General features: G+C 63.2%; 26 protein-coding genes. 12 read left to right on the plus strand and 14 right to left on the minus strand.

Translation table 11 applies throughout. The annotated features are described in order from the left end of the window. Nucleotides 1–44 precede the first annotated feature (44 nt). Nucleotides 45–662: a hypothetical protein gene (locus R9B85_RS08520; RefSeq protein WP_112250164.1), complete on the plus strand. Its 618-nt coding sequence runs from the start codon at nucleotides 45–47 to the stop codon at nucleotides 660–662. On the opposite strand, the gene R9B85_RS08525 is transcribed toward R9B85_RS08520, so the two are convergent. Next, a complete protein-coding gene (locus tag R9B85_RS08525) occupies nucleotides 647–1,582 on the minus strand; it encodes a MerR family transcriptional regulator (RefSeq protein WP_423770969.1) in 936 nt (311 codons plus the stop codon). The two genes, R9B85_RS08520 and R9B85_RS08525, sit on opposite strands and share 16 nt — an antisense overlap. 216 nt (nucleotides 1,583–1,798) lie before the next feature. On the opposite strand from R9B85_RS08525, the gene R9B85_RS08530 reads away from it, so the two are divergent. From R9B85_RS08530 to R9B85_RS08545, 4 genes are read left to right on the plus strand one after another with little or no spacing between them, the layout of a single operon-like run. Then, a complete protein-coding gene (locus R9B85_RS08530) occupies nucleotides 1,799–2,359 on the plus strand; it encodes an antibiotic biosynthesis monooxygenase (protein ID WP_423770970.1) in 561 nt (186 codons plus the stop codon). Nucleotides 2,360–2,392: 33 nt separating this feature from the next. Next, nucleotides 2,393–3,130, plus strand: coding sequence for a dihydromonapterin reductase (gene folM / locus R9B85_RS08535; RefSeq protein ID WP_112250158.1), 738 nt, complete (start codon nucleotides 2,393–2,395; stop codon nucleotides 3,128–3,130). A 9-nt stretch (nucleotides 3,131–3,139) separates the two neighbouring features. Then, on the plus strand, nucleotides 3,140–3,436 hold the full coding sequence (locus tag R9B85_RS08540) for a DUF1244 domain-containing protein (protein ID WP_423770971.1): 297 nt from the start codon (nucleotides 3,140–3,142) through the stop codon (nucleotides 3,434–3,436). Next, nucleotides 3,429–3,770 carry a HopJ type III effector protein gene (locus R9B85_RS08545; RefSeq protein ID WP_112250156.1) on the plus strand — a complete coding sequence of 114 codons (342 nt, stop codon included), beginning with the start codon at nucleotides 3,429–3,431 and terminating at the stop codon, nucleotides 3,768–3,770. Before R9B85_RS08540 ends, R9B85_RS08545 begins: the two co-directional genes overlap by 8 nt. Nucleotides 3,771–3,896: 126 nt before the next feature. Here R9B85_RS08545 and R9B85_RS08550 read toward each other — a convergent pair whose 3' ends face one another. From R9B85_RS08550 to R9B85_RS08565, 4 genes are all read right to left on the minus strand, one after another. Further along, the gene (locus R9B85_RS08550) at nucleotides 3,897–4,805 is read right to left on the minus strand and encodes an alpha/beta fold hydrolase (protein WP_313856487.1); all 909 of its coding nucleotides are present in this window, start codon (nucleotides 4,803–4,805) and stop codon (nucleotides 3,897–3,899) included. Nucleotides 4,806–4,972: 167 nt separating this feature from the next. Next, nucleotides 4,973–6,184 carry an enoyl-ACP reductase FabV gene (gene fabV / locus R9B85_RS08555; RefSeq protein WP_112250152.1) on the minus strand — a complete coding sequence of 404 codons (1,212 nt, stop codon included), beginning with the start codon at nucleotides 6,182–6,184 and terminating at the stop codon, nucleotides 4,973–4,975. A 245-nt stretch (nucleotides 6,185–6,429) separates the two neighbouring features. Further along, nucleotides 6,430–6,963, minus strand: a complete 534-nt coding sequence (locus tag R9B85_RS08560; protein WP_112250150.1) for a cytochrome b/b6 domain-containing protein — start codon at nucleotides 6,961–6,963, stop codon at nucleotides 6,430–6,432. Beyond that, the gene (locus R9B85_RS08565) at nucleotides 6,960–7,226 is read right to left on the minus strand and encodes a PepSY domain-containing protein (RefSeq protein WP_085692244.1); all 267 of its coding nucleotides are present in this window, start codon (nucleotides 7,224–7,226) and stop codon (nucleotides 6,960–6,962) included. The genes R9B85_RS08560 and R9B85_RS08565 overlap by 4 nt, the downstream gene beginning before the upstream one ends. 176 nt (nucleotides 7,227–7,402) lie before the next feature. Between R9B85_RS08565 and R9B85_RS08570 the strand changes: the two genes are divergently transcribed. Further along, nucleotides 7,403–8,581, plus strand: a complete 1,179-nt coding sequence (locus tag R9B85_RS08570; RefSeq protein ID WP_112250148.1) for an acetyl-CoA C-acetyltransferase — start codon at nucleotides 7,403–7,405, stop codon at nucleotides 8,579–8,581. Nucleotides 8,582–8,728: 147 nt separating this feature from the next. Here R9B85_RS08570 and R9B85_RS08575 read toward each other — a convergent pair whose 3' ends face one another. Next, on the minus strand, nucleotides 8,729–9,448 hold the full coding sequence (locus tag R9B85_RS08575; protein WP_112250147.1) for an SDR family NAD(P)-dependent oxidoreductase: 720 nt from the start codon (nucleotides 9,446–9,448) through the stop codon (nucleotides 8,729–8,731). Nucleotides 9,449–9,625: 177 nt separating this feature from the next. Continuing rightward, nucleotides 9,626–11,917, minus strand: coding sequence for a 5-methyltetrahydropteroyltriglutamate--homocysteine S-methyltransferase (gene metE / locus R9B85_RS08580; RefSeq protein ID WP_112250146.1), 2,292 nt, complete (start codon nucleotides 11,915–11,917; stop codon nucleotides 9,626–9,628). Between the two features lie 334 nt (nucleotides 11,918–12,251). Between metE and R9B85_RS08585 the strand changes: the two genes are divergently transcribed. Next, nucleotides 12,252–13,739 (plus strand): methylenetetrahydrofolate reductase C-terminal domain-containing protein, encoded by a 1,488-nt coding sequence (locus tag R9B85_RS08585; protein ID WP_423770972.1) that lies wholly within the window; start codon nucleotides 12,252–12,254, stop codon nucleotides 13,737–13,739. Here the strand turns inward: R9B85_RS08585 and yjiA are convergent. The 3 genes from yjiA to R9B85_RS08600 all read right to left on the minus strand — a co-directional run bounded on the left by yjiA (nucleotide 13,699) and on the right by R9B85_RS08600 (nucleotide 17,100). Then, on the minus strand, nucleotides 13,699–14,676 hold the full coding sequence (gene yjiA, locus R9B85_RS08590) for a GTPase (RefSeq protein ID WP_207879359.1): 978 nt from the start codon (nucleotides 14,674–14,676) through the stop codon (nucleotides 13,699–13,701). The two genes, R9B85_RS08585 and yjiA, sit on opposite strands and share 41 nt — an antisense overlap. Nucleotides 14,677–14,861: 185 nt before the next feature. Next, a complete protein-coding gene (locus R9B85_RS08595) occupies nucleotides 14,862–15,059 on the minus strand; it encodes a YbdD/YjiX family protein (RefSeq protein ID WP_016713459.1) in 198 nt (65 codons plus the stop codon). A gap of 13 nt (nucleotides 15,060–15,072) precedes the next feature. Beyond that, a complete protein-coding gene (locus R9B85_RS08600; RefSeq protein ID WP_423771059.1) occupies nucleotides 15,073–17,100 on the minus strand; it encodes a carbon starvation CstA family protein in 2,028 nt (675 codons plus the stop codon). A gap of 217 nt (nucleotides 17,101–17,317) precedes the next feature. Here R9B85_RS08600 and R9B85_RS08605 point away from each other — a divergent pair, with 217 nt between their 5' ends. Both R9B85_RS08605 and R9B85_RS08610 read left to right on the plus strand, forming a co-directional pair. After that, nucleotides 17,318–17,680 (plus strand): PilZ domain-containing protein, encoded by a 363-nt coding sequence (locus R9B85_RS08605; protein WP_207879366.1) that lies wholly within the window; start codon nucleotides 17,318–17,320, stop codon nucleotides 17,678–17,680. 263 nt (nucleotides 17,681–17,943) lie between these two features. After that, on the plus strand, nucleotides 17,944–19,461 hold the full coding sequence (locus R9B85_RS08610; RefSeq protein ID WP_112250140.1) for a nucleobase:cation symporter-2 family protein: 1,518 nt from the start codon (nucleotides 17,944–17,946) through the stop codon (nucleotides 19,459–19,461). 177 nt (nucleotides 19,462–19,638) lie between these two features. Here R9B85_RS08610 and radA read toward each other — a convergent pair whose 3' ends face one another. Next, a complete protein-coding gene (radA, locus tag R9B85_RS08615) occupies nucleotides 19,639–21,009 on the minus strand; it encodes a DNA repair protein RadA (RefSeq protein ID WP_003251626.1) in 1,371 nt (456 codons plus the stop codon). Between the two features lie 176 nt (nucleotides 21,010–21,185). Here radA and mscL point away from each other — a divergent pair, with 176 nt between their 5' ends. Next, nucleotides 21,186–21,605, plus strand: a complete 420-nt coding sequence (gene mscL, locus R9B85_RS08620) for a large-conductance mechanosensitive channel protein MscL (protein WP_112250138.1) — start codon at nucleotides 21,186–21,188, stop codon at nucleotides 21,603–21,605. A gap of 211 nt (nucleotides 21,606–21,816) precedes the next feature. On the opposite strand, the gene R9B85_RS08625 is transcribed toward mscL, so the two are convergent. After that, a complete protein-coding gene (locus R9B85_RS08625; RefSeq protein WP_207879368.1) occupies nucleotides 21,817–22,593 on the minus strand; it encodes a ferredoxin--NADP reductase in 777 nt (258 codons plus the stop codon). Nucleotides 22,594–22,805: 212 nt separating this feature from the next. Here R9B85_RS08625 and R9B85_RS08630 point away from each other — a divergent pair, with 212 nt between their 5' ends. Beyond that, complete coding sequence (locus R9B85_RS08630) at nucleotides 22,806–23,513, plus strand: autoinducer binding domain-containing protein (protein WP_112250136.1); 708 nt, start codon at nucleotides 22,806–22,808, stop codon at nucleotides 23,511–23,513. A 96-nt stretch (nucleotides 23,514–23,609) separates the two neighbouring features. After that, entirely contained in the window at nucleotides 23,610–24,734 is a 1,125-nt protein-coding gene (locus tag R9B85_RS08635; RefSeq protein ID WP_085664462.1) for a methyltransferase, read from the plus strand. Between the two features lie 117 nt (nucleotides 24,735–24,851). Here R9B85_RS08635 and R9B85_RS08640 read toward each other — a convergent pair whose 3' ends face one another. Both R9B85_RS08640 and cydB read right to left on the minus strand, forming a co-directional pair. Further along, nucleotides 24,852–25,007: a DUF2474 domain-containing protein gene (locus R9B85_RS08640; protein WP_008094148.1), complete on the minus strand. Its 156-nt coding sequence runs from the start codon at nucleotides 25,005–25,007 to the stop codon at nucleotides 24,852–24,854. A 9-nt stretch (nucleotides 25,008–25,016) separates the two neighbouring features. Continuing rightward, a complete protein-coding gene (gene cydB / locus R9B85_RS08645) occupies nucleotides 25,017–26,024 on the minus strand; it encodes a cytochrome d ubiquinol oxidase subunit II (RefSeq protein ID WP_207879370.1) in 1,008 nt (335 codons plus the stop codon). Nucleotides 26,025–26,027: the final 3 nt, after the last annotated feature.

Genomic DNA, 26,027 nt, shown 5'->3' on the forward strand with positions numbered 1-26,027 from the left:
ACGCACGGTCAATCCCGTTGAAGAAATAGCCATCGAGTTCGATCATGCAAGCAGAAGCGCTCCTGACCCAGGACGAGCTGGATTTCATACAGAACATGCAGCATTCGCCGCAATTGAACCTGGCCGACCCCATGTCGAGCCTGCTGGTCAATGGCGACCGCCGCATCCAGAGCTTGCTCACCCGCTTGGTGGCCAACGAACAGGTAACCCTGCAGGCGCAGTTCAACAACCAGCAGATCAGCTTCCCGCTGCAACTGGTGGAAGATGAATTCCACGCCCTGCACCTGCAACTGGGCTCGCCGGAAATCTACGAGGACGGCCCCATGCTGCGCCCCTGGCGCCTGTCGATGGAGCAGCCGAGCGCACTGCTCGATGCCCATGGTCAGGAAAGCGGCCTGTGGGTTCGCGATATTTCGTTCAAGGGTACGTTGCTTGAAGTCCGTGGCCTGCCAGCGGCACCAGCCCGCTTCGAACTGCGCTTCGCCCCTGGCAACATCCCTCCCATCGAACTGCATGGCGTGCTGGGCCGGCGCATCGGCCCGGACCTTGCCGCCTATGATCTCAGCCAAAGCCCGGCCGAAGAGATCGAACGCCTGCGTGACTACATCCTCCAGGCCCATCGCCGGGCCCACCCCGAGCTTCACACTCAGGTATCGAGCTGACCGGCCAGAAACTGCCGCAAACGCTGGCGCATCACGCTACCCTGCGCGCCCAGGCAGGCAATCGGGCTGCCAGCAAGGCTGTCCTGTGCCAGTTCCGCCGCTTCACCAGCCAGTAACAACGGGCATTCCAGCCCTGCCACCAAGCGCGTCAAGCGCCGTGTGAGCTCCATTGTCGGCGGCTGATGGGAAAACAGCACCAGGACATTCGGCGTCAGGCGCTCGCAGACCAGTGCCAGTTCCTCCAGCGGCTGCCCGCTCGCCAATGGCGTTACGCCAACTTCATCGCTGCCCAGGGTCAGGCTGGTCACCAGCAGTTCCAGTTCGTGACACTGCCCCGGCAACGGCGCCAGCAGCACCATGCGGCTGCGCGGTGCACGGGCTAGCTGCAAGCGGGTAGACACCCGGCCACGCAAGAACTGATCGAGGAACAGCCACTCGCTGGCCTGCCCATAGCCGCCATGCCCGGCCGCCAGGTCATGCCACACCGGCATGAACACTTCAGCAAATACCTGGTCCAGGGTGCAGGCGGCAAACACCTCGTCGAACAGGCAGTCCAGGCTGGCCAGGTCAAAACGTTGCAGCGCCTGGCGAGTCTGCTGCTGCCAGCGCCCCCAGGCACCCGCCGCGCCACCTGCCTGGCCGGCAAGGGCATGGTCGCGCGCGAGGATGCTGGCGACCTTGCTTACCGCCACGCCGCGCTCCAGCCAGCCAAGAATGCGGCGGATGTCATCGATATCGGCCTGGGAATACAGGCGGTGGCCGCTGTCGGTGCGGGTTGGCTGGATCAGGCCGTGGCGGCGCTCCCAGGCGCGCAAGGTCACGGCGTTGACGCCGGTCAGGCGGGAAACCTCACGGATCGGAAACAGGTCCTGCTGCGCGAGGCCCGCATCGATTACCGGATTCAGTCCCTGTTCGTTCATCTGCGCGAGTACCTGTTTGCCCAAGTAAACACCTAGTCTACTACGGCAATACCAGACGCTGGGCCGCAACCGTTTGCCGGCTGACAGTTGCGGAAGATCGCGCATGGGTGATAATCCGCGCCCGATTCTTGCATGCCCGCCTGCGTCGCCCACCACCCCGGGCCACACAGCCAAAGGGGCCGGCTACCCGCCAGCCCTGTTGCCAGGAGATACACGATGTCTACCCCACCCGTTACCTTGATGGTGTCGCGCCGCGCCGCCCATGGCCGCTACAAGGACCTGCTGGCCTGGCTGCATGAAGGCGAACAACTGGCAACCGACTTCCCCGGCTACCTTGGCTCGGGCATCCTCGCGCCACCCCGCGACAGCGACGAATTCCAGATCATATTCCGTTTCAGCGACGAGCCGACCCTGCATGCCTGGGAGCATTCCGCCTCGCGCCGGGCCTGGTTGCAACGCGGCAACGGCCTGTTCGAACGCCCCAAAGAGGCGCGCGTGAGCGGCATCGATGACTGGTTTGGCACCAATATGGTGCAAAAACCGCCGCGCTGGAAGCAGGCCGTGGCCATCTGGCTGGCCTTCTTCCCGGTCTCGCTGGTATTCAACCTGGTGTTCGGCCATTGGCTGGCAACCCTGGACCTGGTACCACGGGTACTGCTCAGCACCCTGGGCCTGACGCCGTTGATGGTCTACCTCTTCATCCCCCTGTCCACCCGCCTGCTGGCCGGCTGGCTGCATGCATCTGCGGCCCCCGCTGGCGCCCTGCGCAGCCACTGAGGCCAGGCCGTACACGCGGAAGACAGTTCGGGTATGCTGGGCGGCAACCAAAGGACAGACAAGTTGACCGCCCCGAACATGAACAGCCCCATTCTCGTTACCGGAGCCAGCCAGCGCGTCGGGCTGGCCCTGGCTCTTGAACTGGCGCAGGCCGGCCATAAGGTGGTCAGTGCCAGCCGCAGCATTCAGCCACAGACGGCCCACCCGAACATCGTGCAGTTCCAGGCCGACCTGTGCCAGCTAGCCGACCGCCAGGCTTTGATCGACCACCTGCACAACCATTACGACGGCCTGCGCGCGATCATCCACAACGCCTCGCTTTGGCTCGACGATGGCCTCGACAACCTCGAGACCATGTTCCGCCTGCACGTCGAAGCGCCCTACCATCTCAACCTGGCCCTGGGCGACCTGCTGGCCAAGGTGGAAAAGGCCGACATCATTCACATTTGCGACGAAACCTCTTCGCGCGGGAGCAAAAGCCACATCGGCTACGCCGCGACCAAGGCCGCGTTGCAGAACATGGTGCTGTCATTCGCCGAAAAATATGCGCCCAAGGTGCATGTGAACGGTATCCTGCCGGGGCTGCTGATCCTCAAGGAAGGGGGTGACGAAACCTACCGCCAGCAGACCCTGAAGAAGGCCCTGCTGGAGTTCGAACCCGGCGCCGGCCCGCTGATCGAGACGGTCAAGTACCTGCTCGCCAGCCAGTACAGCACCGGCAGCCAGGTGGTCATCAACGGTGGCCGCCACCTGAAGAACCGCATGACCTGAGAGAAGCCCATGACCCCACAGCAACAGCTCGAACTCGAGGCCGCCGCGTTCCGGCGCCTGGTCGAACACCTGCAAAAGCGCACCGACGTGCAGAACATCGACTTGATGAACCTGTCCGGCTTCTGCCGCAATTGCCTGTCCAAGTGGTACAAGGGTGCGGCCGACGAGCGCCAGCTCGACCTGAGCCTGGATGACGCCCGCGAAGCGGTGTACGGCATGCCCTACGCCGAGTGGAAAGCCCAATACCAGAAAGAAGCCAGCGCCGACCAACAAGCGGCGTTCGAAAAAGGAAAACCCCGTGACTGACCTGAACACCCTGCGCGCCAGCCTGGCCAGCGGCCAACACGTGTTTGCCGATACCCTGGCGTTCATTGCCGAGAACTACAGCTACCAGCCACAGGCCTTCGACAATGGCGGCGTGGCGAATGCGGCCGGGCAGAACGAAGGTTCGTGCAAGACCCTGGGCCTGGCGCTGCTGGAAGGGCTGAGCGACCAGGAAGCGCTGCTGGCCTTCGGCGAGCACTACCGTGACGTGGTGGCCACGCCCGAAGGCAGCGACCATGGCAATATCCGGGCGCTGATCGAGCATGGGCTGGCGGGCGTCAAGTTCGCCGAGCTGCCGCTTGCGCGCAAGGCTTGAGATAGCTGGGGCTGCTTTGCAGCCCATCGCGACACAAGGCCGCTCCTACAGAAGACCGCGTTCCTTGTAGAGCGGCCTTGTGTCGCGATAGGGCCGCAGAGCGGCCCCAAAATCTCGAAACCAACCTCACCTGATGATGGTTCCCGGCACCTCACCCGCCAATCCCCCCTGCCGCAACCACTGCAACGCCACCGGCCACAAACTCTCGCGAAACCGGTCATGGAAGAACGCGAAGTGGCCAATTTCATCGACCGAGATATCCACAGGCGCAATGCGCAGGTGCTTACGTTCGGCGCCCTGCAGATAGCCCAGCAAACGCTCGGTCGCCGCCACGGTACCAAAGGGGTCATCGGTCAGGCTGATGGCCAGCGTCGCCGCCCGCACCTGGGCGAACGGTAGTGCCTCCAGTGCACGCCCGCTGGGTCGGTGCTCATAGCGCGGGGTACGGGTGGTCCAGTCGTGCACCACGCCGGATGGCGTGTCCTCCAGCCAACCCAGGCGCTTGCCGGGAAAATAACCGAACACCCGGGTGAGCAGCGGCATTACCACATGCCACTTGCCGAACAGCTGCCAGCGCTGGCCAGCCGCGTAATCGCGCCAGTAGGCGAATTGTGCGCCAACCATCACCACCCGGCGAACCTTGCTCGCCGACGGTGCCAGCCCCACTGCGCAGCCGCCAAAACTGTGCCCCACCACATCCACCGGCTGGCCGGGGAAATGTTCTGCGGCATGCACCAGCATGGCTTCGAAATCCAGCCGGCCCCAGTCGCTCCAGGATGCCTGGAAGCCGCGCAGCGAGGCCGGGCGGGATTCGCCGATGCCACGGTAGTCGTAGGTCAGCACATCGCAGCCTTGGGCAAACAGGTAGTCGGCGAAACGCGAGTAGTAGCGGCAGCGTACCGAAGTGGCAGCGTTGATGATCACCAGCGGGCGCTGGGGGTCAGGTCGGGCGTGGCGCCAGCGGAAGCCGCCGAGGCTGTAGCCGTCGGCTGCGGTGTGGCGAAAGGCGGTGGCGGGCTGGGTGAGGCTGCTCATGGCACATTCCCTGTTGTTGTGCGCCAAAGCTAGCAAAGTTTTCATAGCCTGTACCGGCCTCTTCGCGGGCTTGCCCGCTCCCACAAGGTCCTCACTGCCTTCAGGCTTGGTGAGATCCCTGTGGGAGCGGGTTTACCCGCGAAGAGGCCGGTACAGGCCGACAGCGATTACAGCTCGACGCAGTCGAACTTCACATCGGTAGCCACGTCTTCGTCGTAGTTGACGTCAGCGCGCTCGAAGCCAAACAGGTTTAGGAACTGCTTCTTGTAACCGGCATAGTCGGTCAGCTCGAACAGGTTCTCGGTGGTCACCTGTGGCCACAGCGCCTTGCAGGCGTCCTGCACGTCATCACGCAGTTCCCAGTCGTCCAGACGCAGGCGGCCCTTCTCGTCGACCTCGGCCGGCGCGCCGTCGGCACGGTACATGCGGTCGCGATACATGCGGTCCAGCTGGTCCTGGGTGCCTTCGTGAACACCCTTCTCCTGCATGATCTTGAACACCATCGACAGGTACAGCGGCATCACCGGGATGGCCGAACTGGCCTGGGTAACCACCGACTTCAGCACCGCCACGTTGGCGCCGCCCTTGACTTCACCGGCCAGTTTCTTGTCCAGGCGCAGGGCGGTTTCGTCCAGGTCCTGCTTGGCCTGGCCCAGCGCACCGTGCCAGTAGATCGGCCAGGTGATGTCGCTGCCGATGTAGCTGAAGGCCACGGTGCGGGCGCCTTCGGCCAGCACGTTGGCGCCAGCCAGGGCGTCGATCCACAGCTGCCAGTCCTGGCCACCCATGACGGTGACGGTGTCGGCGATTTCCTGCTCGGTAGCCGGCTCGATGCTGGCCTCGATGATGCTGTCCTTGTTGGTGTCGATGGCGGTCGACTTGTATGGCTGGCCGATCGGCTTCAGGGCCGAACGCACCAGTTCACCGGTTTGCGGCAGCTTGCGCACTGGCGAGGCCAGCGAGTAGATGACCAGGTCGACCTTGCCGCCCATTTCGTTCTTGATCAGCTCGATGACCTTGGCACGGGCCTCGTCGGAGAAAGCGTCACCATTGATCGACTTGCTGTACAGGCCTTCGGCCTTGGCGAACTTGTCGAAGGCTGCAGCGTTGTACCAGCCAGCGGTGCCGGCCTTGGTCTCGGTGCCTGGTTTTTCGAAGAACACGCCCAGGGTGTCGGCCTTGAAGCCGAACGCCGCGGTGATGCGTGCTGCCAGGCCGTAGCCGCTGGAAGCACCGATGACCAGGACCTTCTTCGGGCCATCCTCGCGCACGCCCAGTTTGCGGGTGGCTTCGATCTGGTCACGGACGTTGAGCTCGCAGCCCTTCGGGTGAGTCGTGGTGCAGATGAAACCGCGGACCTTAGGATGAATGATGGCCAATGTCTGTACCTCGTCAGGTTTATGCCGGGGGAAGCGCCGCCATGGGCGATTCCGGTTGATCAGAGGGTGAGACTACCCCTGCAGGTTATCCGACACATATTACGGGGTGATCAGAGGGATTCAAAACCGAGGTTTTCCTGTGGCGGCCTCTTCGCGGGCTCGCCCGCTCCCACAGGGACGGCGCAAAGCCTGAGGGCTGCGCAATACCTGTGGGAGCGGGCAAGCCCGCGAAGAGGCCGCCACAGTCAATCGCGGTGCCGACGGCGCCCTGTGATCATCGACCAAGGCAGGTTTTCCCGCATGCGCACGCTCTCGTAGATGGCCGCCAGCACATGCACGCAAACCAGCGCCAGCAGCGCATTGGCCAGCCAGCTGTGCAGGTCCATCGGCCAATCGACGCCGAACAGCGCGTCCACCTCCTCCGACGCCCACCCGGTAAGGCCAAGACCGGCGATGCAGGTCAGCATCAGCACCATCACCAGCGCGCCAATGGGCGAATGCCCCATGTGATGGTCAAGCTCCCCATGCAGCAACGCCCGAGCATGCCCGAGCAGGCTTGCCGGGGTTGGCCAGAAATCGGCCCAGCGCGCGCTGCGTGGCCCGACAAAGCCCCAGATCACACGCACCACCACAACGGCGAGTGCGTAGTAACCCAGCCACTGGTGCCAGTCGTCACCTTCTTCGTTGAAGAAGTAATTGGCGAAGAACACCACGGCGATCGACCAGTGGCACAGCCGCAGTAGGGGGTCCCACAGCTGCACCGTGCCGTCGCTGTTCAATCGTGGTACTCGGTCTTGACTGCCTTGCCCGTCACTGGGTCATGGTAGATCTCGACCTTCTTGCCATCCTTGTCGAAACCGTAGATCTCGTAGCAGTTACCCTTGGTGACCTTGAACTTGTTGATCTTGTAGCCCTGCTCCTTGAGCTGCGCCTGGAATTTTTCCTGATCCTGCCAGGTGCTTTTGTCGGCGGTGGTGCATTCGGTGGCGGCTAATGCAGTGCTGCTGCCAATCAAAAGGGTCAGCGCGATCAATGTACGCATGGGCATGTGCTCCCATCCAGATGAGTGTAGTAGCGCATCCATCAGCATAGTTCTGCCGGCCGCTTTACGCCCATTCATTTGTTTTCCACATCAATCGCAAAGAAAAACAAACTTAACAAATGAGCCAAAGCCACCGATGCTTGAGGCATTACGCCCATCGCACGGAGAACAACAACATGAACGACGTGGTCATCGTCGCCGCAACCCGTACCGCCATCGGCAGCTTCCAGGGCGCCTTGGCCACCGTACCTGCAGTAGACCTCGGTGCCGCCGTGATCAAGCGCCTGCTGGAGCAGACCGGGCTGGCCCCGGCGCAGGTCGACGAAGTCATCCTGGGCCAGGTACTGACCGCCGGCGCCGGGCAGAACCCTGCACGCCAGGCCGCGATCAAGGCCGGCCTGCCCTTCAGCGTGCCGGCAATGACCCTGAACAAGGTCTGCGGCTCGGGCCTGAAGGCCCTGCACCTGGCCACTCAGGCCATCCGCTGCGGTGACGCCGAGGTGGTAATCGCCGGCGGCCAGGAGAACATGAGCCTTGCCCCCTACGTGATGCCTTCGGCCCGTACCGGCCAGCGCATGGGCCATGGCCAGCTGATCGACAGCATGATCACCGACGGCCTGTGGGATGCCTTCAACGACTACCACATGGGTATCACTGCCGAAAACCTGGTAGATCAGTACGCTCTCAGCCGTGAGCAGCAGGATGCCTTTGCCGCCGAGTCGCAGCGCAAGGCCGTGGCGGCCATGGAGGCCGGCCGCTTCGATGATGAAATCACCCCGATCGTGCTGCCGCAGAAAAAGGGCGAGCCCAAGGTGTTCGCGCGGGACGAGCAGCCACGCCCGGATACCACCGCCGAATCCCTGGGCAAACTGCGCCCGGCGTTCAAGAAGGATGGCAGTGTCACCGCCGGCAACGCCTCGAGCCTGAATGACGGCGCCGCCGCCGTGCTGCTGATGAGCGCTGCCAAGGCCGAGGCCCTGGGCCTGCCGGTTCTGGCCAGGATCGCGGCTTATGCCAGTGCCGGTGTAGACCCGGCGATCATGGGCATAGGCCCGGTTTCGGCCACCCAGCGCTGCCTGGACAAGGCCGGCTGGCAATTGGCCGAGCTGGACCTGATCGAAGCCAACGAAGCCTTTGCCGCGCAGGCGCTGGCGGTGGGCAAGGCGCTGGAATGGGATGCTGCGCGGGTGAACGTGAATGGCGGGGCGATTGCCTTGGGCCATCCGATTGGTGCTTCCGGCTGCCGGGTGCTGGTGACCCTGCTGCACGAAATGATCAAGCGGGATGCCAGGAAAGGCCTGGCGACCCTGTGCATCGGTGGCGGACAAGGGGTGGCCTTGGCCATCGAGCGTTGAATCAGCGATTGATTTAAGCAGGCCCGGCCTCTTCGCGGGCTTGCCCGCTCCCACAAGTACTGCACACACCTTGAAATTTGTGCTGCAACTATGGGGAGCGGGCAAGCCTGCGAAAAGCCGGGCCTGCTTGCAAAGAAACCTCAGATATCAGAACCGCTCATCGGCAATAGCCGGCAGAGTCAGCTCGCGCACATAACTCGCCGCCGACAACTCCAGCAGCGTGCGCACCATCAGCACCACATCGTGCAGCGGTATCAGCCCTCCTTCCCCCCGCACTGCAGCCTCGGCCAACGGCACCTCCAGACCATCCTCGGTATTCAGGTAGCCCAGGTTCAGGCACGTCACCCCAAGCCCCTGCCCCCGATAACCTTCACGCAAGGCCTCGGCAATGCCGCGCAGGGCGAACTTGGAAGCGGCGAAGGTGACTTCCGGGCGACCGCTCTGGGGCAGGCCCGATGTGGAACCGGTAAGGATGATCCGTGGTTTTTCGCTTTCCAGCAGCAACGGCAGCAGGCGCTTGATCAGCAGGATGGTTGCCGTGATGTTGCAGTCGACCATGCGCTGCAATTGCGCATCGCGGTCGGCGAGGAAGCTGTAGTGCGCTTCGAAGGCCTCGGCCTCCCACAAGCCGAGGTTGTAGATCAGAGTGTCCACCCCGCCATCGGCCAGTGCCCGGGCGATGGCCTCGACGGCCGTAACCGGCTGGCCGAGGTCGGCTTCGATCCAGCGGGTTTCGATGCCCTTGCCGATGTTCATTGCAGCAGGTTTGGCGCGCGACACACCAATCACTGTATCGCCCGGTTTTCCCAGCCCTTCCATGAAGGCCTTGCCCAGGCCTTTGCTGGCGCCGACTACCAGAACTCTCATCGCATCACTCCCTGTCGATTTGAATCGGAGCCGGCATTCTAGGGGGTTTTTAGTGTCTGTGCCGGCCTCTTCGCGGGTAAACCCGCTCCCACAGCAGCACCACTGCATTCAAGTTGTGCACGGTACCTGTGGGAGCGGGTTTACCCGCGAATAGGCCGCGGTACAGGCGGCGAATAATCAGGCGGTAGCGCGCAACTCGCGAGCAGCGGCAACCATATTGATCAGCGCTGCCTCGGTCTCCGGCCAGCCACGGGTCTTCAGCCCGCAATCCGGGTTGACCCACAAGCGCTCGGCCGGGATACGCTGGGCAGCCTTGCGCAGCAGCTTGACCATTTCCTCACGGGTCGGCACGCGTGGCGAATGAATGTCATACACACCCGGGCCGATCTCGTTGGGATAGGCGAACCGCTCGAAGGCAGCCAGCAGCTCCATGTCCGACCGCGAGGTCTCGATGGTGATCACGTCGGCATCCATCGCGGCGATCGACTCGATCACGTCGTTGAACTCGCTGTAGCACATGTGGGTGTGAATCTGGGTTTCGTCACGCACCCCCGAGGCAGCCAGGCGGAAGGCCTCGGTGGCCCACTCCAGGTAATGGGCCCAGGCGCCGTGGCGCAGCGGCAGGCCTTCACGGAATGCCGCTTCGTCGATCTGCACGATCCTGATACCCGCTGCTTCCAGGTCGACCACTTCGTCGCGGATCGCCAGCGCCAGTTGGCGCGCCTGCACCTCGCGGCTCACGTCTTCACGCGGGAACGACCACATCAGCATGGTCACCGGGCCGGTCAGCATGCCCTTCATCACCTTGCTGGTCAGGCCCTGGGCATAGGTGATCCATTCCACGGTCATGGCCTTCGTCCGGCTCAGGTCGCCAACGATCACCGCAGGCTTCACACAACGCGAACCGTAACTCTGCACCCAGCCGAAGCGGGTGAACGCATAGCCATCGATCTGCTCGGCGAAGTACTCGACCATGTCGTTGCGCTCGGCCTCGCCGTGCACCAGTACATCCAGGCCCAGGTCTTCCTGGATTTTCACCGCATGGCGGATCTCGCTGTGCATGGCCTCGGCGTAATCGGCCTCGGTTAGCTTGCCCTGCCTGTAGGCCTGGCGTGCCAGGCGGATCGCCGAGGTCTGCGGGAACGAACCGATGGTGGTGGTCGGGAACGCCGGAAGGTCGAGCCCCGCACGTTGCTTGGCGATACGTTGGGCAAACGCCGACCGACGCTGGCTGTCAGCGGGCTTGATGGCCGCCAGGCGGGCCTGCACGGCCGGCTTGTGAATACGCGGCGAAGCGGCGCGGCTGGCCTGCACGGCCTGGCTCAGGGCCAATGCGGCGGCCACGTCGTCGGCTTTTGGGGCATTGATGGCCTTGGCCAGCAGCGCCACTTCCTGGCACTTCTGCACGGCGAAGGCCAGCCAGCTATGCAGTTCGGCATCGAGCTGGTCTTCGCGGTCCAGGTCCACCGGGCTGTGCAACAGCGAACAGGACGGCGCCACCCACAGCCGTTCCCCCAGGCGCTCATGGGCATGGCGCAATACCTCCAGCGCCTTTTCCAGATCGCAGCGCCAGACGTTGCGGCCGTTGACCAGGCCAAGCGACAGCACCTTGTAGGCCGGCAGGCGGTCGAGAATGGTCGGGTACTGCTCGGGCGCCCGCACCAGGTCGATATGCAGGCCATCGACCGGCAGGTTGGCGGCCAGGCCCAGGTTGTCTTCCAGGCCGCCGAAGTAGGTGGCGATCAGCTTCTTCAGTGGCGCCCGCTGAAGGATGTTGTAGACGCGCTCGTAGGCATTCTTCCAATCCTGAGGCAGGTCCAGGGCCAGGATCGGCTCATCGATCTGCACCCATTCCACGCCTTGGGCAGCCAGGCGGTTGAGGATCTGGTCATACAGCGGCAACAGGCGGTCGAGCAGCTCCAGCTTGTCGAAATCGCCACCCTTGGCCTTGCCCAGCCACAGGTAGGTCAGCGGGCCGATTACCACCGGCTTGACCGCGTGGCCCAGGGCCTGGGCTTCTGCCACTTCTTCGAACAGCTGCTCCCAGCTCAGGGCAAACTGCTGGTCGGCAGTGAATTCGGGGACCAGGTAGTGGTAGTTGGTGTCGAACCACTTGGTCATTTCCTGGGCGTGCGCACCACCGCAGCAGCTGTCACCCACGGCGCCACGGGCCATGGCGAACAGGGTCTGCAGGGTGGGCCTGGCAGCGTCGTGCCTGCGGAAACGCTGCGGGATCACACCGAAGGTCAGCGAGTGGGTGAGCACCTGGTCGTACCAGGCGAAGTCGCCGACCGGCAGCAGTTCGATGCCGGCATCTTTCTGCACCTGCCAGTGGCGGGCACGCAGCTCGCGGCCGACCGCGCGCAGGCCGGCTTCGTCGAGTTCACCCTTCCAGTAGGCTTCCTGGGCCTTTTTCAGCTCGCGGTCGCGGCCGATACGCGGAAAGCCCAGGTTGTGTGCCAGTGCCATGTCTTGTCCCTCAGCATGCATAAATGAATGAGGGGGATTTTCCGGGCGCCGGCATCTTGAGACAAACTCATTAAATTTGAGATGAACTCAAGGTTTACTCATGTTCGTGATTTTGTATTGCCTGTTCGGGCCCTTTCGCGGCTAAAGCCGCTCCTACAGGTACCGCGCCAGCCTGAAGAGTATGCGATCCCTGTGGGAGCGGCTTTAGCCGCGAAAGGGCCGGCACAGACAAACCCGAATGTCTCATTCAGAGCATCACCCTGCGCATCCGGACATGACCCCACCCGCCTTCTGCCGCACAATGCCATCCTGACCAAACCAGGTACCCGGCCCCATGAGCCTGCTGAAAACCGCGCTGCGCGAAAACACCTTCGTCTGCGTCATGGAGTTCGTCCCCAAGCCCTCCGCAGAACGCTTCGCCGCCATGGACGAGATCCTGGCCCGTGCGCACCTCTGCGGCTGGCCAATGACCGTGGCCATCGGCGACCGCGTCGGCAGCCCGCTGGACATGTCACCACTGGACGCCCTCGCCTCGTTCAGCAAGCCGGTACCCGCCCTGCCGCACTTCTCCGGCAAAGACCGCGAACGCCACCACCTGCTCGCCCAACTGCAACGCATGGACGCCGCCGGCCTCGACCAGTTGCTGTTGCTCACCGGCGACCGCCTGCCCGGCCACCAGCCTGGCCAGCGCCCGGTGCGCTACCTGGAATCGGTCGCAGCCCTGCAGATCGCCCGCCTGGCCTGCCCGCACTGGCTGCTTGGCGCTGCGCTAAACCCGTTCAAGTACTGTGAGGAAGAAGGCGGCGCCCAATACTTCAAGGCCGAGAAAAAACTGGCGGCGGGTGCCGACTTCTTCACCCTGCAACTGGGTTTCGATGCCGGCAAACACCAGGAAGCCATGCACTGGATGAGCCGCCAAGCCACGCCCAGGCCGATGCTGGCCTGCCTGATGAGCCTCACCCACGGGCGTGCGACGATGCTCGAGCACGTGGCCGGCGTGACCGTCACGCCGTCCATGCGCGACATGCTGGAAGCGGAAGCGGCGCAGTCCAAGGCCTTTGCCCAGGCGCGCAGCGTCGACCGGCTTGCCTTGCAGATCATCGGCGTGAAGCTGATGGGCTACGCCGGCGTGCATCTGTCGGGGGTTCATGAACTCAAGCAACTGCTGGCCCTGGAGGCACGCATCGAGCACTGGCAGGCGCAAGTCCACACGCTGGAACAATGGGCGCCGGCCTGGCAGGCCAGCTGGCAGATGCCCGGCCTGCCGGCAGTCAGCTTCAATCCGCCGCAGGCAAGCTGGCGCCTGGGCGAATCACGGGTCGATGCCTCGTTCAAGGAGAAAGCGCGCTATCACCTGATGCATGGCATGCATTCGCTGCTGTTCAGCCGCCGCAATGGCCTGAGCAAGGCATTTGGCTGGGCCGTACGCCAGCCGATGTGGGCCACCCGCCTTGGCGCGCAGGTGCTGCACAAGGTGGAACACGCGGTGAAGAAACCGCTGGTAGGCTGTGACACCTGCGGCCGCTGCCGCCTGGACGACACCCTGTACGTCTGCCCGGAAACCTGCCCCAAGGGCCTGGCCAATGGCCCCTGCGGTGGCACCTCGCTGAACCGCTGCGAGTTCGGCGACCGCGAGTGCATCCACAGCGTCAAGTACCGCACCGCCAAGGCGGTGCGGCAGACGGCGCTGCTGACCGAGCGCCTGATCCCGTGCATCGAGGTCGAAACACGCCACTGCAGCTCATGGCCGCAGTGGTTCGCGCCCCAGACCCCACGCCGGCTCAGCCCGCAGCCAGCGCCTCGAACCCAGCCCGAATCGTAGCTTCGGGCAGTTCGTCTGCGATGAACACCATCACGCTCTCGCGGGTTTCACCCTCGGCCCACTCGGCGTCCCAGTCGAAACCGTAGAGCTTGAGCACACCCTGGAACACCAGCTTGCGCGCCTCACCGGCAATGTTCAGCACGCCCTTGTAGCGCAGCAACTGCTTGCCGTGGGTTTCCAGCAGTTCGTTCATGAAGTCGCTGAGGCGGTCGATGTCCAGCGGGCTTTCCGTGCGCAGCACCAAGGTGGAGATCCGGTCCGGCGTAGCGGGCTTGAGCAGCGGGCGTAGCGCTGGCTTCAGGTTCGCGCCCAGATCAGGGTTGAGGTTGAAACCACGCACATCAAGCAGCTCGGCCAGGTCGATGCGACCATGCTCGACCACGCGGGCCGCGGCTCGGCCATTGATGCGGGCCAGGCGCTCGCGCAGGGCCTCGACTGCAGCGGGCTCGACCAGGTCGGTCTTGCTCAGCAGCAAGCGATCGGCAAAGCCGACCTGGGCCTGGGCGATGGTCTGGGTCAGGTGCAGCTCGGCGTGGGCGGCGTCGACCAGGGTGATGATGCCGTCGAGGATGTAGCGCTCACGCAGTTCCTCGTCGATGAAGAAGGTTTGTGCCACCGGCGCCGGGTCGGCCAGGCCGGTGCATTCGATTACCAGGCGGTCGAAGGCGATTTCGCCGGCATCCAGGCGTTCGAGCAGCAGGTACAAGGCACGGGTCAGGTCGCCGTGGATGCTGCAGCACACGCAGCCATTGGCCAGGGTCATCACCTGCACCGGCTCGTCGCCCAGCAGTTGGCTGTCGATGCCGGCCTCGCTGAACTCGTTTTCGATCACGGCGATCTTCAGGCCGTGCTCGGCCTTGAGCATGTGCTTGAGCAAGGTGGTCTTGCCGGCACCGAGGAAGCCAGTGAGTACGGTTACGGGAATAGGCGTCTGCACGCAGAACATCTCCTGTGCAGTGAAATGGACGGGGGGAGCGCGATTCCTGTAGGAGCGGCCTTGTGTCGCGATCGGGCCGCAAAGCGGCCCCGGATTTTCAGCTTCGCAGCCAAAATTGCCGGGGCCGCGTTGCGGCCCGATCGCGACACAAGGCCGCTCCTACACAGTACCGCGCTAGCCTGGACTTAGCAGCACTTCGGCCCGGACTTGCCACCGTATCGAGCTTCCTGCCGTTCGCGGAAGAACTCCTCGTACGTCATGACCGGCTTGTCCGGGTGCGTCTTCTGCATGTGCTCGACATAGTTGTCGTAGTCGGGCATGCCGACCATCAGGCGGGCTGCCTGCCCCAGGTATTTACCCAGTCGACCCAGGTCGTTGAACATCGCAGCAGTCCTCTCAAGCGTCAGGCAGGGCCTGGAACGGGGTTTCCTTGTCGGTGCGCTCCTTGCGGCCGAGGGCGGCGAAACCGACCTTGACAGCGAAGAACAGCACGCTGAACACCACCACCAGGAACAGCACGGTCAGGCCGGCGTTGGTGTAGGCGTTGAAGATCACGTGCTGCATCTGCCCGATATCCTTGGCCGGGGCCAGTACCTGGCCGGCGTCCAGTGCGGTGCTGTACTTCTTGGCCAGGGCCAGGAAGCCGACTGCCGGGTTCGGGTCGAACAGCTTGATCAGGCCTGCGGTGGTGGTGCAGATCAGCAGCCACACGGCCGGCAGCAGGGTGACCCAGACGTAGCGCTGGCGCTTCATCTTGATCAGCACCACGGTGCCGAGCATCAGGGCGATACCGGCCAGCATCTGGTTGGAGATACCGAACAGCGGCCACAGGGTGTTGATGCCACCCAGCGGGTCGATCACGCCCTGGTACAGCAGGTAGCCCCACAGGGCCACGCAGCCGGCGGTACCGATCAGGTTGGCAGTCCACGATTCGGTGCGCTTGAGCGCCGGCACGAAGCTGCCCAGCAGGTCCTGCAGCATGAAGCGCCCGGCACGGGTGCCGGCGTCTACCGCGGTGAGGATGAACAGGGCCTCGAACAGGATCGCGAAGTGGTACCAGAAGGCCATGGTGTTTTCACCCGGCAGTACCTGGTGCAGGATCTGCGCAATACCCACCGCAAGGGTCGGTGCACCACCGGCACGGGCCAGGATGGTGTGCTCGCCAATGTCGCGGGCGGTAGCCTCGAGCTGCTCAGGGGTGATCAGGAAGCCCCAGCTGCTGACCGTTTGCGCCACAGACGCCACATCGGCACCGACCACCGCGGCCGGGCTGTTCATGGCGAAGTACACGCCTGGTTCGATCACCGAGGCGGCGACCATGGCCATGATGGCAACGAACGATTCCATCAGCATGCCGCCGTAGCCGATGTAGCGGGCGTTGGTTTCGTTGTCCAGCAGCTTCGGCGTGGTCCCCGAGGAGATCAGCGCGTGGAAGCCGGATACCGCGCCACAGGCGATGGTGATGAACAGGAACGGGAACAGGGTGCCCTTCCACACAGGGCCGGTGCCGTCGGTGAACTGGGTCAGCGCCGGCATCTTCAGCTCGGGGGCAATGATCAGGATACCGATGGCCAGGCCGACGATGGTGCCGATCTTGAGGAAGGTCGAGAGGTAGTCACGTGGCGCCAGTACCAGCCATACCGGCAGTACCGCAGCGACGAAGCCATAGCCCACCAGCATCCAGGTGATCTGCACGCCGGTGAAGGTGAACGCCGGGCCCCAGGTCGGATCTGCAGCGATCTGGCCCCCCAGCCAGATCGAAGCCAGCAGCAGCACCACGCCGATGACCGAAATCTCACCGATATGGCCCGGGCGGATGTAGCGCATGTAGATGCCCATGAACATCGCGATCGGGATGGTCGCCATCACCGTGAACATGCCCCAGGGGCTTTCGGCCAGGGCCTTGACCACGATCAGCGCCAGCACCGCAAGGATGATGATCATGATCAGGAAGCAGCCGAACAGGGCGATGGTACCCGGGATGCGGCCCATCTCCTCACGCACCATGTCGCCCAGCGAGCGGCCGTTGCGGCGGGTGGACAGGAACAGGACCATGAAGTCCTGCACCGCACCGGCCAGCACCACGCCGGCTATCAGCCACAGCGTACCGGGCAGGTAGCCCATTTGCGCGGCGAGTACCGGGCCGACCAAGGGCCCTGCGCCAGCGATGGCGGCGAAGTGGTGGCCGAAGAGGATGTGTTTGTTGGTCGGGACGTAGTCCAGGCCGTCGTTGTTGAGCACCGCCGGGGTGGCGCGGCGCGGATCGAGTTGCATCACCTTGGTGGCGATGAACAGGCTGTAGTAGCGATAGGCGACCAGGTAGAGGGCCACTGCCGCGACCACGATCCACAAGGCATTGATCGCCTCGCCGCGACGCAGGGCAACCACACCCAGCGCGCAGGCTCCTAGGACTGCCAGCGCCAGCTACGGAATGTGGCGTAGCAGGCTATTATTGTTGTTCATGGTTTGCTTCCAGCTGGTGGATTGGAAAAGACCGCCCACCGAGTCTAGGGCGAGTCATCGCGCATTGCCATACTTGCTTTGGTCTAGAGCCTCTGCAGCCAGATTGCGGTACCTGATGTACATACCACTCTAACTATAGTCAGGATGTCACCTGAAGACCCATGCGAGGATCTACCCCATGAGCGATCACGACGAACGCCGCCGTTTCCAGCGCATCGATTTCGATGCCCCCACCGAGCTGCGCCAGGGCGACCGCCGCTGGCCGGTAAAGCTGCTGGATCTGTCGTTAAAAGGCCTTCTGGTCAATCGCCCCGAGCCGTGGGACGCCGATCTGACCCAAGACTTCGATGCGATCATCCATCTCGACCGCGATGTACGCGTGCAAATGCAGGTGGAGTTGCGCCATGAAGAAGCTACCCGCCTGGGCTTTATCTGCCTGTATATAGACGTCGATTCGATGAGTCATTTGCACCGTCTTGTGGAATTGAACCTCGCCGATAGCACCGAAATGATGCGTGAGCTGCGCGAACTCATCGAATAATAAAATCTCTTAGCTAGCTAATAGCTTCCCCACCTCGTGTTTCTTGTCTACCCAGACAGCTTTAAGCCTGGGTAGCAGCGTTTTGTACACACCCCTCTAGCACAGCCTCTGTAGTGTTGGTACGCCTTCTGCATTGGGTCCTCGCACACCTTGCGGGCGCTCCTGTGCGCGCTCCGATCAAAATATTGTATACAATTTTAGTGGCAATCATTTGTAGGAAGTGTCTACAGTAGCGCCACAACAATAAACAGAGAGCCTGCTCCATGACTACGTCCCCTAGCACGTCTCCCGCCAAGCGCCCGGAGGATGAAAACCTCGGCCTTGGTGCCAACCTGGCCTATGGTCTGCAGCATGTGCTGACCATGTACGGGGGGATCGTCGCGGTACCCCTGATCCTGGGGCAAGCCGCGGGCCTGAACGGCGCCGAAATCGGCATGCTGATCGCCGCGTCGCTGTTTGCCGGTGGCTTGGCCACCCTGCTGCAAACCCTTGGCCTGCCGTTCTTCGGCTGCCAGTTGCCGCTGGTGCAGGGCGTTTCGTTCGCCGGTGTGGCAACCATGGGTGCAATCCTCAGCAGCGAGGGCGGCGGTGGCTTGCCGGGCGTGCTCGGCGCGGTAATGGCAGCGTCGCTTATCGGCTTTCTGATCACTCCGGTGTTCTCGCGCATCACCAAGTTCTTCCCACCGCTGGTAACCGGCATCGTCATCACCACCATCGGCCTGACCCTGATGCCCGTGGCCGCTCGCTGGGTGATGGGTGGCAACAGCGCCTCACCGGAATTCGGCAGCGTGGCCAACATCGGCCTGGCAGCCCTGACCTTCGCCATCGTGCTGTTGCTGAGCAAGCTGGGCAGCGCGGCGATCTCGCGCCTGTCGATCCTGCTGGCCATGGTGGTCGGCACACTGATCGCCTGGGCGCTGGGCATGGCCGACTTCAGCAAGGTCACCGAGGGCCCGATGTTTGCCTTCCCTACGCCGTTCCATTTCGGCATGCCGGAATTCCACATCGCCGCGATCCTTTCGATGTGCATCGTGATCATGGTGACGCTGGTGGAAACCTCGGCGGACATCCTCGCCGTGGGTGAGATCATCGATACCAAGGTCGACTCCAAGCGCCTGGGCAACGGCCTGCGCGCCGACATGGCCTCGAGCATCCTGGCGCCGATCTTCGGCTCGTTCACCCAGAGCGCGTTCGCCCAGAACGTCGGCCTGGTAGCCGTGACCGGGGTCAAGAGCCGCTACGTGGTGGCCACCGGTGGCGTGATCCTGGTGGTGCTCGGCCTGCTGCCGATCATGGGCCGGGTGATTGCCGCTGTCCCTACTCCGGTACTGGGTGGCGCAGGCATCGTGCTGTTCGGCACCGTGGCGGCCAGCGGTATCCGCACCCTGTCCAAGGTCAGCTACAAGAACAACGTCAACCTGATCATCGTCGCTGCCTCGCTGGGCTTCGGCATGATCCCGATTGCCGCACCGACCTTCTACCACCACTTCCCGAACTGGTTCGAGACCATCTTCCATTCGGGCATCAGCTCGGCGGCGATCATGGCCATCCTGCTGAACCTGATCTTCAACCACTTCACCGCCGGCAACTCGGACCAGCAGTCGGTGTTTGCCGCCGCGTACGAGCGCACCATCCAGTACTCGGACATTTCAGCGCTGCGTGATGGCGACTACTTCAAGGATGGCAAGCTGTTCGATGCCGAGGGTAATGAAGTGCCGATGCTGGAGCTGGATGAGCATGGCAATGAGACGGTCAGGCGCACGCCGGTTGCCGAACATTGACTGCTGACTGAGCGGTGAGGTGGGGGGGCCGACGCGCATCGTCGGCCCCTTTTTCGTTTTGCCTGTGCCGGCCCTATCGCGGGTAAACCCGCTCCCACAGGGTTTGCGCAATCCCGAAGCTGATGCGGTACCTGTGGGAGCGGGTTTACCCGCGAAGAGGCCGGTACAGGCCACGAATTACTCGAACAGCGCATCCAGCGCCTGCTCCAGCCGGGTAACGGCAATCACCTGCAACCCTGCCGGGGCCTCTTTAGGCGCATTGCCCTTGGGCACGATAGCCCGCTTGAAACCATGCTTGGCGGCTTCCTTCAAACGCTCCTGACCACTGGGCACCGGCCGCACCTCGCCGGACAGGCCGATCTCGCCAAACACCAGCAGGCCATGGGCCAGGGGACGGTTGCGCAGGCTGGACATCACCGCCGCCAGCAACGCCAGGTCCGAGGCGGTTTCCAGCACCTTCACCCCGCCCACCACGTTGAGGAACACGTCCTGGTCATGGGTGGGAATACCACCGTGGCGGTGCAGCACCGCCAGCAACATGGCCAGGCGGTTCTGGTCCAGGCCCAGGGTCACCCGCCGTGGGTTGGCCAGGTGGCTATCGTCGACCAGCGCCTGCACCTCTACCAGCATCGGCCGAGTGCCCTCCCAGGTCGCCATCACCACGCTGCCCGGTACTTCCTCCTGGGTGCGGTTGAGGAAGATCGCCGAGGGATTGGACACCTCCTTCAGGCCACGGTCGGTCATGCCGAACACACCCAGCTCGTTGACCGCGCCAAAACGGTTCTTCACCGCCCGCAGCAGACGCAGGCGGCCATCGGACTCGCCTTCGAAATACAGCACGGTATCGACCATGTGCTCGAGTACCCTCGGGCCGGCGAGCGAGCCTTCCTTGGTCACATGGCCGACCAGGAAGATCGCCGTGCCGCTCTGCTTGGCGTAGCGCACCAGTAACGCAGTGCTTTCGCGCACCTGGGCCACGCCGCCGGGTGCCGACTGCAGTTGCTCGGTGAAAATGGTCTGGATCGAGTCGATTACCATGACTCGCGGTTTCTCGACACGGGCCGTGGCGATGATGGTCTCGATACAGGTTTCGGTCATCACCTTGAGCTGGTCCTGGGGCAGGCCCAGGCGCCGGGAGCGCATGGCCACCTGCTGCTGCGACTCCTCGCCGGTGACATACAGCGCCGGCATGCCCACGGCAATGTTGCACAAGGTCTGCAGCAGGATGGTCGACTTGCCGATGCCAGGGTCACCACCGATCAACACCACCGAGCCATCCACCAGGCCACCGCCCAGCACGCGGTCCAGTTCGGTGCTGCTGGTGGTGAAACGCGGGATTTCCTCGACGCTGACTTCGGCCAGGGTCTTGATCTGCGCCTGCTGACCGGTCCAGCCGGCACGGCCGCTACTGGGCGCAGCGGCACCGCCGCTTTCGATCATGGTCTCGACCAGGGTGTTCCAGGCCCCGCATTCGCCACACTGGCCGGCCCATTTGGGAAAGGTCGCACCGCACTCGGTGCAGCCGTACAAGCGCTTGGCCTTGGCCATGGCTGGGGTCTCCTGGGAAAAACCGCCATGATAGCCGAGCTGGATGTGCCTCGAACGCCTTGGGATGCGACAAAACTATTCGTTCTAACAGCAGTCTCTGGCCCTGAGCACAACGCATGAAGCGTTTGAGTGGCTTACACTGCGTAAACCTTACCTTTTGTTACAAGGAACCAAACATGGGCATGATCAGTGAGTTCAAGGCCTTCGCGGTCAAAGGCAATGTCGTCGACATGGCGGTCGGTATCATCATTGGCGCGGCCTTCGGCAAGATCGTCTCGTCTTTCGTCGGTGACGTGGTCATGCCGCCACTAGGCCTGTTGATCGGTGGCGTGGACTTCAGCGACCTGGCAATTACCCTGAAGGCTGCCGAAGGTGACATTCCGGCGGTGGTGCTGGCGTATGGCAAGTTCATCCAGACCGTGATCGACTTCGTGATCGTGGCCTTTGCCATCTTCATGGGGGTCAAGGCGATCAACCGCTTGAAGCGCGAAGAAGCCGTGGCGCCGTCTACGCCGCCAGTGCCTTCGGCTGAAGAGACCTTGCTGACCGAGATTCGCGATTTGCTCAAGACGCAGAACCAGAACCGCTTGCCCTGAGGCTGTATAGGGAACGCTGTGGGAGCGGCCTTGTGTCGCGAAAGGGCCGCAACGCGGCCCCAGGATTGATGCGCAACAGTGAAATTGCTGGGGCTGCTTTGCAGCCCTTTCGCGACACAAGGCCGCTCCCACAGATACAGCGACAATTTCGAAATCACCGCTGTACCTGTGGCCTTGTGTCGCGATGGGCCGCAAAGCGGCCCCAACGGCCTTACCAGTAGTTTTCCACAGCCACCTGCCCCGGCCGCTTGCTCAGGCTCAACTGCAGGTCGCGCGCCTTAAGTACCTTGCGCGTTTCATCAATCATCTCCGGGTTGCCACACAGCATCACCCGCGAGTGCTCCGGCGACAGTTCCAGCCCCGCCGCCGCCTCCAGCCCGCCATTCTCGATCAGCGTGGTAATACGCTGGTTCAATGCCCCTGGGTGCTGTTCACGAGTCACCACCGGAATGAACTGCAACTTGCCGGCGAATTCGGCCAGGTAATCACGCTGTTCCAGCCCGGCGATCTCGTCCACATAGGCCAGCTCTTTCGCTTCACGCACCGAGTAGACCAGCTTGATGTTGTCGAAACGCTCCCAGGCCTCGAAGTCCTGCAGGATCGACATGAATGGCGCAATGCCAGTGCCGGTCGCCAGCAACCACAGGTCGCGGCCACCAACGAAGCGGTCGAGAGTCAGGAAGCCGAAGGCCTGGCGGTCGATCAGCAGGGTATCGCCTGCCCCCAGCCGGCTCAGCTCGCTGGTGAACTCCCCTCCTGGCACCACGATCGAGAAAAAATCGAGGTGCTCGTCATGGGGCGCGCTGACCATGGAATAGGCGCGCCACACCACGCTGCCATCGGCCTTGGTCACACCCAGGCGGGCAAACTGGCCGGAACGGAAGCGGAATCCCGCATCGCGCGTAACCCGCAGGCTGAAGAGGTTCGGCGTGAGCGGCTGAACATCGAGCAGGGTCTGGCGGGTGAACTTTTCGGCGCTAGCGGTCATATCGGGCTCCAGGTTTGGCGTGCGCACAGTGTCGCGCAAAGTGGCGCGGATAAAAACCACTGCTTTGTAGGGCCTCATCTGCGGCGATCCTGCCGAAGTCGCATCGGATCCTGACCGCTATAACAAAAAAATCTCAGCACATTGGTAGGTCTTTTCCTACAATCATGCGGGCACCCAAACGGACTGGACCTGAGGCTCAAGGAGTATTTCAGATGCGCCACTGGAAACCCGAGTATCTTCGAGCGTTCGACGCCGAACGCTGCCCACAGAAGTTGTTCGGCATGGCCGTGGATATGGCGCAGGATCTGGGCATGGAGTACCTGGGGCTGAACATTCGCATCCAGATCGCTACGCAAACACCCCACCTGTTCATGTACAGCAATTACCCCCGTGAATGGATCGAGCGCTACCAGCGCGATGACCTGCACAAGCAGGACCCGGCTGCCGATTTGAGCCACAAATCCACCATGCCTGTGCTATGGACCGATGACCTGTATCGCGAGGCTCCGCAATTTCGTGAAGCTGCCTGCCAGAGCGGTTTGCGCCATGGCTGGACGCAGTCATTGCACGACCAGCAGCACAACGAAAGCCAGATAAGCGTGGCCAGGTCCACCAAGCCCATCAGTATTGTCGAACTCTACAGAAAGGCCGGCAGTGTGCAGTGGCTGAGCCACAAACTGCATGAGGTGATCAGCGCACATCACCTCACTGCACTATGCCCGCCGCAGCCGAAAATGAGCGAGCGGGAGCTGGAAGTGCTGAAATGGTCGGCCGCCGGCAAGACCGCCGCCGACGTTGCCTGCATCCTGTCACTGTCGCAAAGCACGGTAAACTTCCATATCCGCAGTGTCATCACCAAGACCAACGCCGCCAACAAGGCCGCCGCCATCGCCATCGCCGTCATGCGTGGCTGGATCTGACCTTCAAACCTGCGACCTTGGGCAAAGCCCTGTAGAATCGCCCGGCAAAGCCCGGTGCGAACCGCAACGGGCAGTTTCGTACCCGAGCCAGACGCCATGCCCCTGTTGACCACCCCATACGCCGAACTCGACCTGATCCGCCAGCCGGAACAGGCCAACGACCCGCTGCAGGCTTTCGATGCCGCCGACGAGTACCTGCTTGCGCAACTGCACGAACAGGCTCCAGGGGCCGACTGCCGGGTGCTGGTGCTCAATGACAGCTTCGGCGCCCTGGCCGCCAGCCTGGCGGGCAAGCTGCAGGTGGTCAGCAGTGGCGATTCGCACCTGGCGCACCTGGCCCTGGAAAAGAACCTGGCACGCAATGGCCTGCCATTCGACAGCGTGCCGTTCGTACCGGCCAGCGAACACTGGCAAGGCCCGTTCGACCGAGTACTGGTGCGCGTGCCCAAGACCCTGGCCCTGCTCGAAGAACAGCTGATCCGCCTGCAAGGCCACCTGGCGCCCGGTGCGCAGGTGATTGCCGGGGCGATGATCAAGCACCTGCCACGGGCGGCCGGTGACCTGATGGAGAAATACATCGGCCCGGTGCAGGCCTCGCTGGCGCAGAAAAAGGCCCGCTTGCTGACCGCGACGGTGGCCGAACGGCCGGTCGCCCGCTCGCCCTACCCTAGCCGCTACCGCCTCGACGTGCCGGCGCTGGAGTTGCTCAACCACGCCAACGTATTCTGCCGTGAGGGGCTGGATATCGGCACGCGGGCGTTCCTGCCGCACCTGCCCCGCGAACTGGGCCGCGCGCGGGTGGCGGACCTGGGCTGTGGCAACGGCGTGCTGGCGATCGCCAGCGCCCTGGCTAACCCGGATGCCCAATACACCCTGGTCGACGAGTCGTACATGGCGGTGCAATCGGCGCGGGAGAACTGGCAGGCCGCGCTGGGCGAGCGCCCGGCGGTGTTCGAGGCAGCCGATGGGTTGGCGGGGGTAGAGAAGCAGTCGCTGGACGTGGTGCTGTGCAATCCGCCGTTTCACCAGCAGCAGGTGGTGGGCGATTTCCTCGCCTGGCGCATGTTCCAGCAGGCGCGTGAGGCGTTGGTGGTGGGCGGGGCGCTGTATATCGTGGGTAACCGCCACCTGGGCTATCACAGCAAGCTGGCGCGGTTGTTCCGGGGGGTGGAGCAGGTGGCGGCAACGCCCAAGTTCGTTATCCTGAAAGCCCGCAAGTAAGCCTGTACCGGCCCTATCGCCGGCAAGCCAGCTCCCACAGGTACTGCACTGCATTCAAGGGCAGTGACTTACCTGTGGGAGCTGGCTTGCCGGCGATAGGGCCAGAGCAGGCTTACCTCAATGGGTGGTCAGCCCCGCAGCCCCCATGAACAGGCGCATCACGTAGGCCGCCACGCCCAGGGCCGCCACGCTCATCGCCCAGATCAGCAGCAGCCAGCCCAGCCGCTGCCACAGTGGTTTCTTCTCGTCCAAGCCATGCTTGCCGGTCATCATGCTGCCCTCCTAGTGATAGCCGTCTTCATGGGTCACCTTGCCGCGGAACACGTAGTAGCTCCAGAAGGTATACATGAGGATGAACGGCAGGATGAACAGTGTGCCCACCAGCATGAAGCCCTGGCTCTGCGGTGGTGCCGCGGCATCCCAGATCGAGATCGACGGCGGGATGATGTTCGGCCACAGGCTGATGCCCAGGCCGCTGTAACCGAGGAAGATCAGCACCAACGTCAGCAGGAACGGCGTGTAGTGCGCATTGCGCGCCACCGCCTTGAGCAACCCGTAGAAGGTTACCAGCACCAGGATCGGCACCGGCATGAACCAGACAAGGTTAGGCATGCTGAACCAGCGGTCGGCGATCTGCGGGTAGGCGATCGGTGTCCACAGGCTGACGATGCCGATCACTACCAGCAGCACCAACGCCAGCGGCCGGGCGATGTCGTGCATCTTCTGCTGCAGCGACCCTTCGGTCTTCATGATCAGCCAGGTGCAGCCCAGCAGGGTGTAGGCAACGATCAGCCCCAGGCCGCAGAACAGGCTGAACGGGGTCAGCCAGTCAAGGGTGCCACCGGCGAAATGCCGGTCGACCACCTTGAAGCCTTCGAGGAAAGCACCCAGCGCCACCCCCTGGAAGAAAGTGGCAACCAGCGAGCCCCCAATGAACGCCTTGTCCCAGATATGGCGCTTGTCGGCGGTGGCCTTGAAACGGAACTCGAAGGCCACGCCGCGGAAGATCAGGCCGATCAGCATCAGGATCAACGGCAGGTACAGCGCCTCCAGCACTACCGAGTAAGCCATCGGGAACGCCCCGAACAACCCGGCACCGCCCAGCACCAGCCAGGTTTCGTTACCGTCCCATACGGGGGCGACGGTGTTCATCATTACATCGCGGTCCCGCTCGCCCTTGACGAACGGGAAGAGCATGCCGATGCCCAGGTCGAAACCATCCATCACCACATACATCATGACGCCGAAGATGATGATCACGGCCCAGATCAGCGAAAGGTCGATACCCATGGC

The sequence above is a fragment of the Pseudomonas sp. NLJ1 genome (assembly GCF_049486705.1).
Taxonomy (GTDB): Bacteria; Pseudomonadota; Gammaproteobacteria; order Pseudomonadales; family Pseudomonadaceae; genus Aquipseudomonas; species Aquipseudomonas inefficax.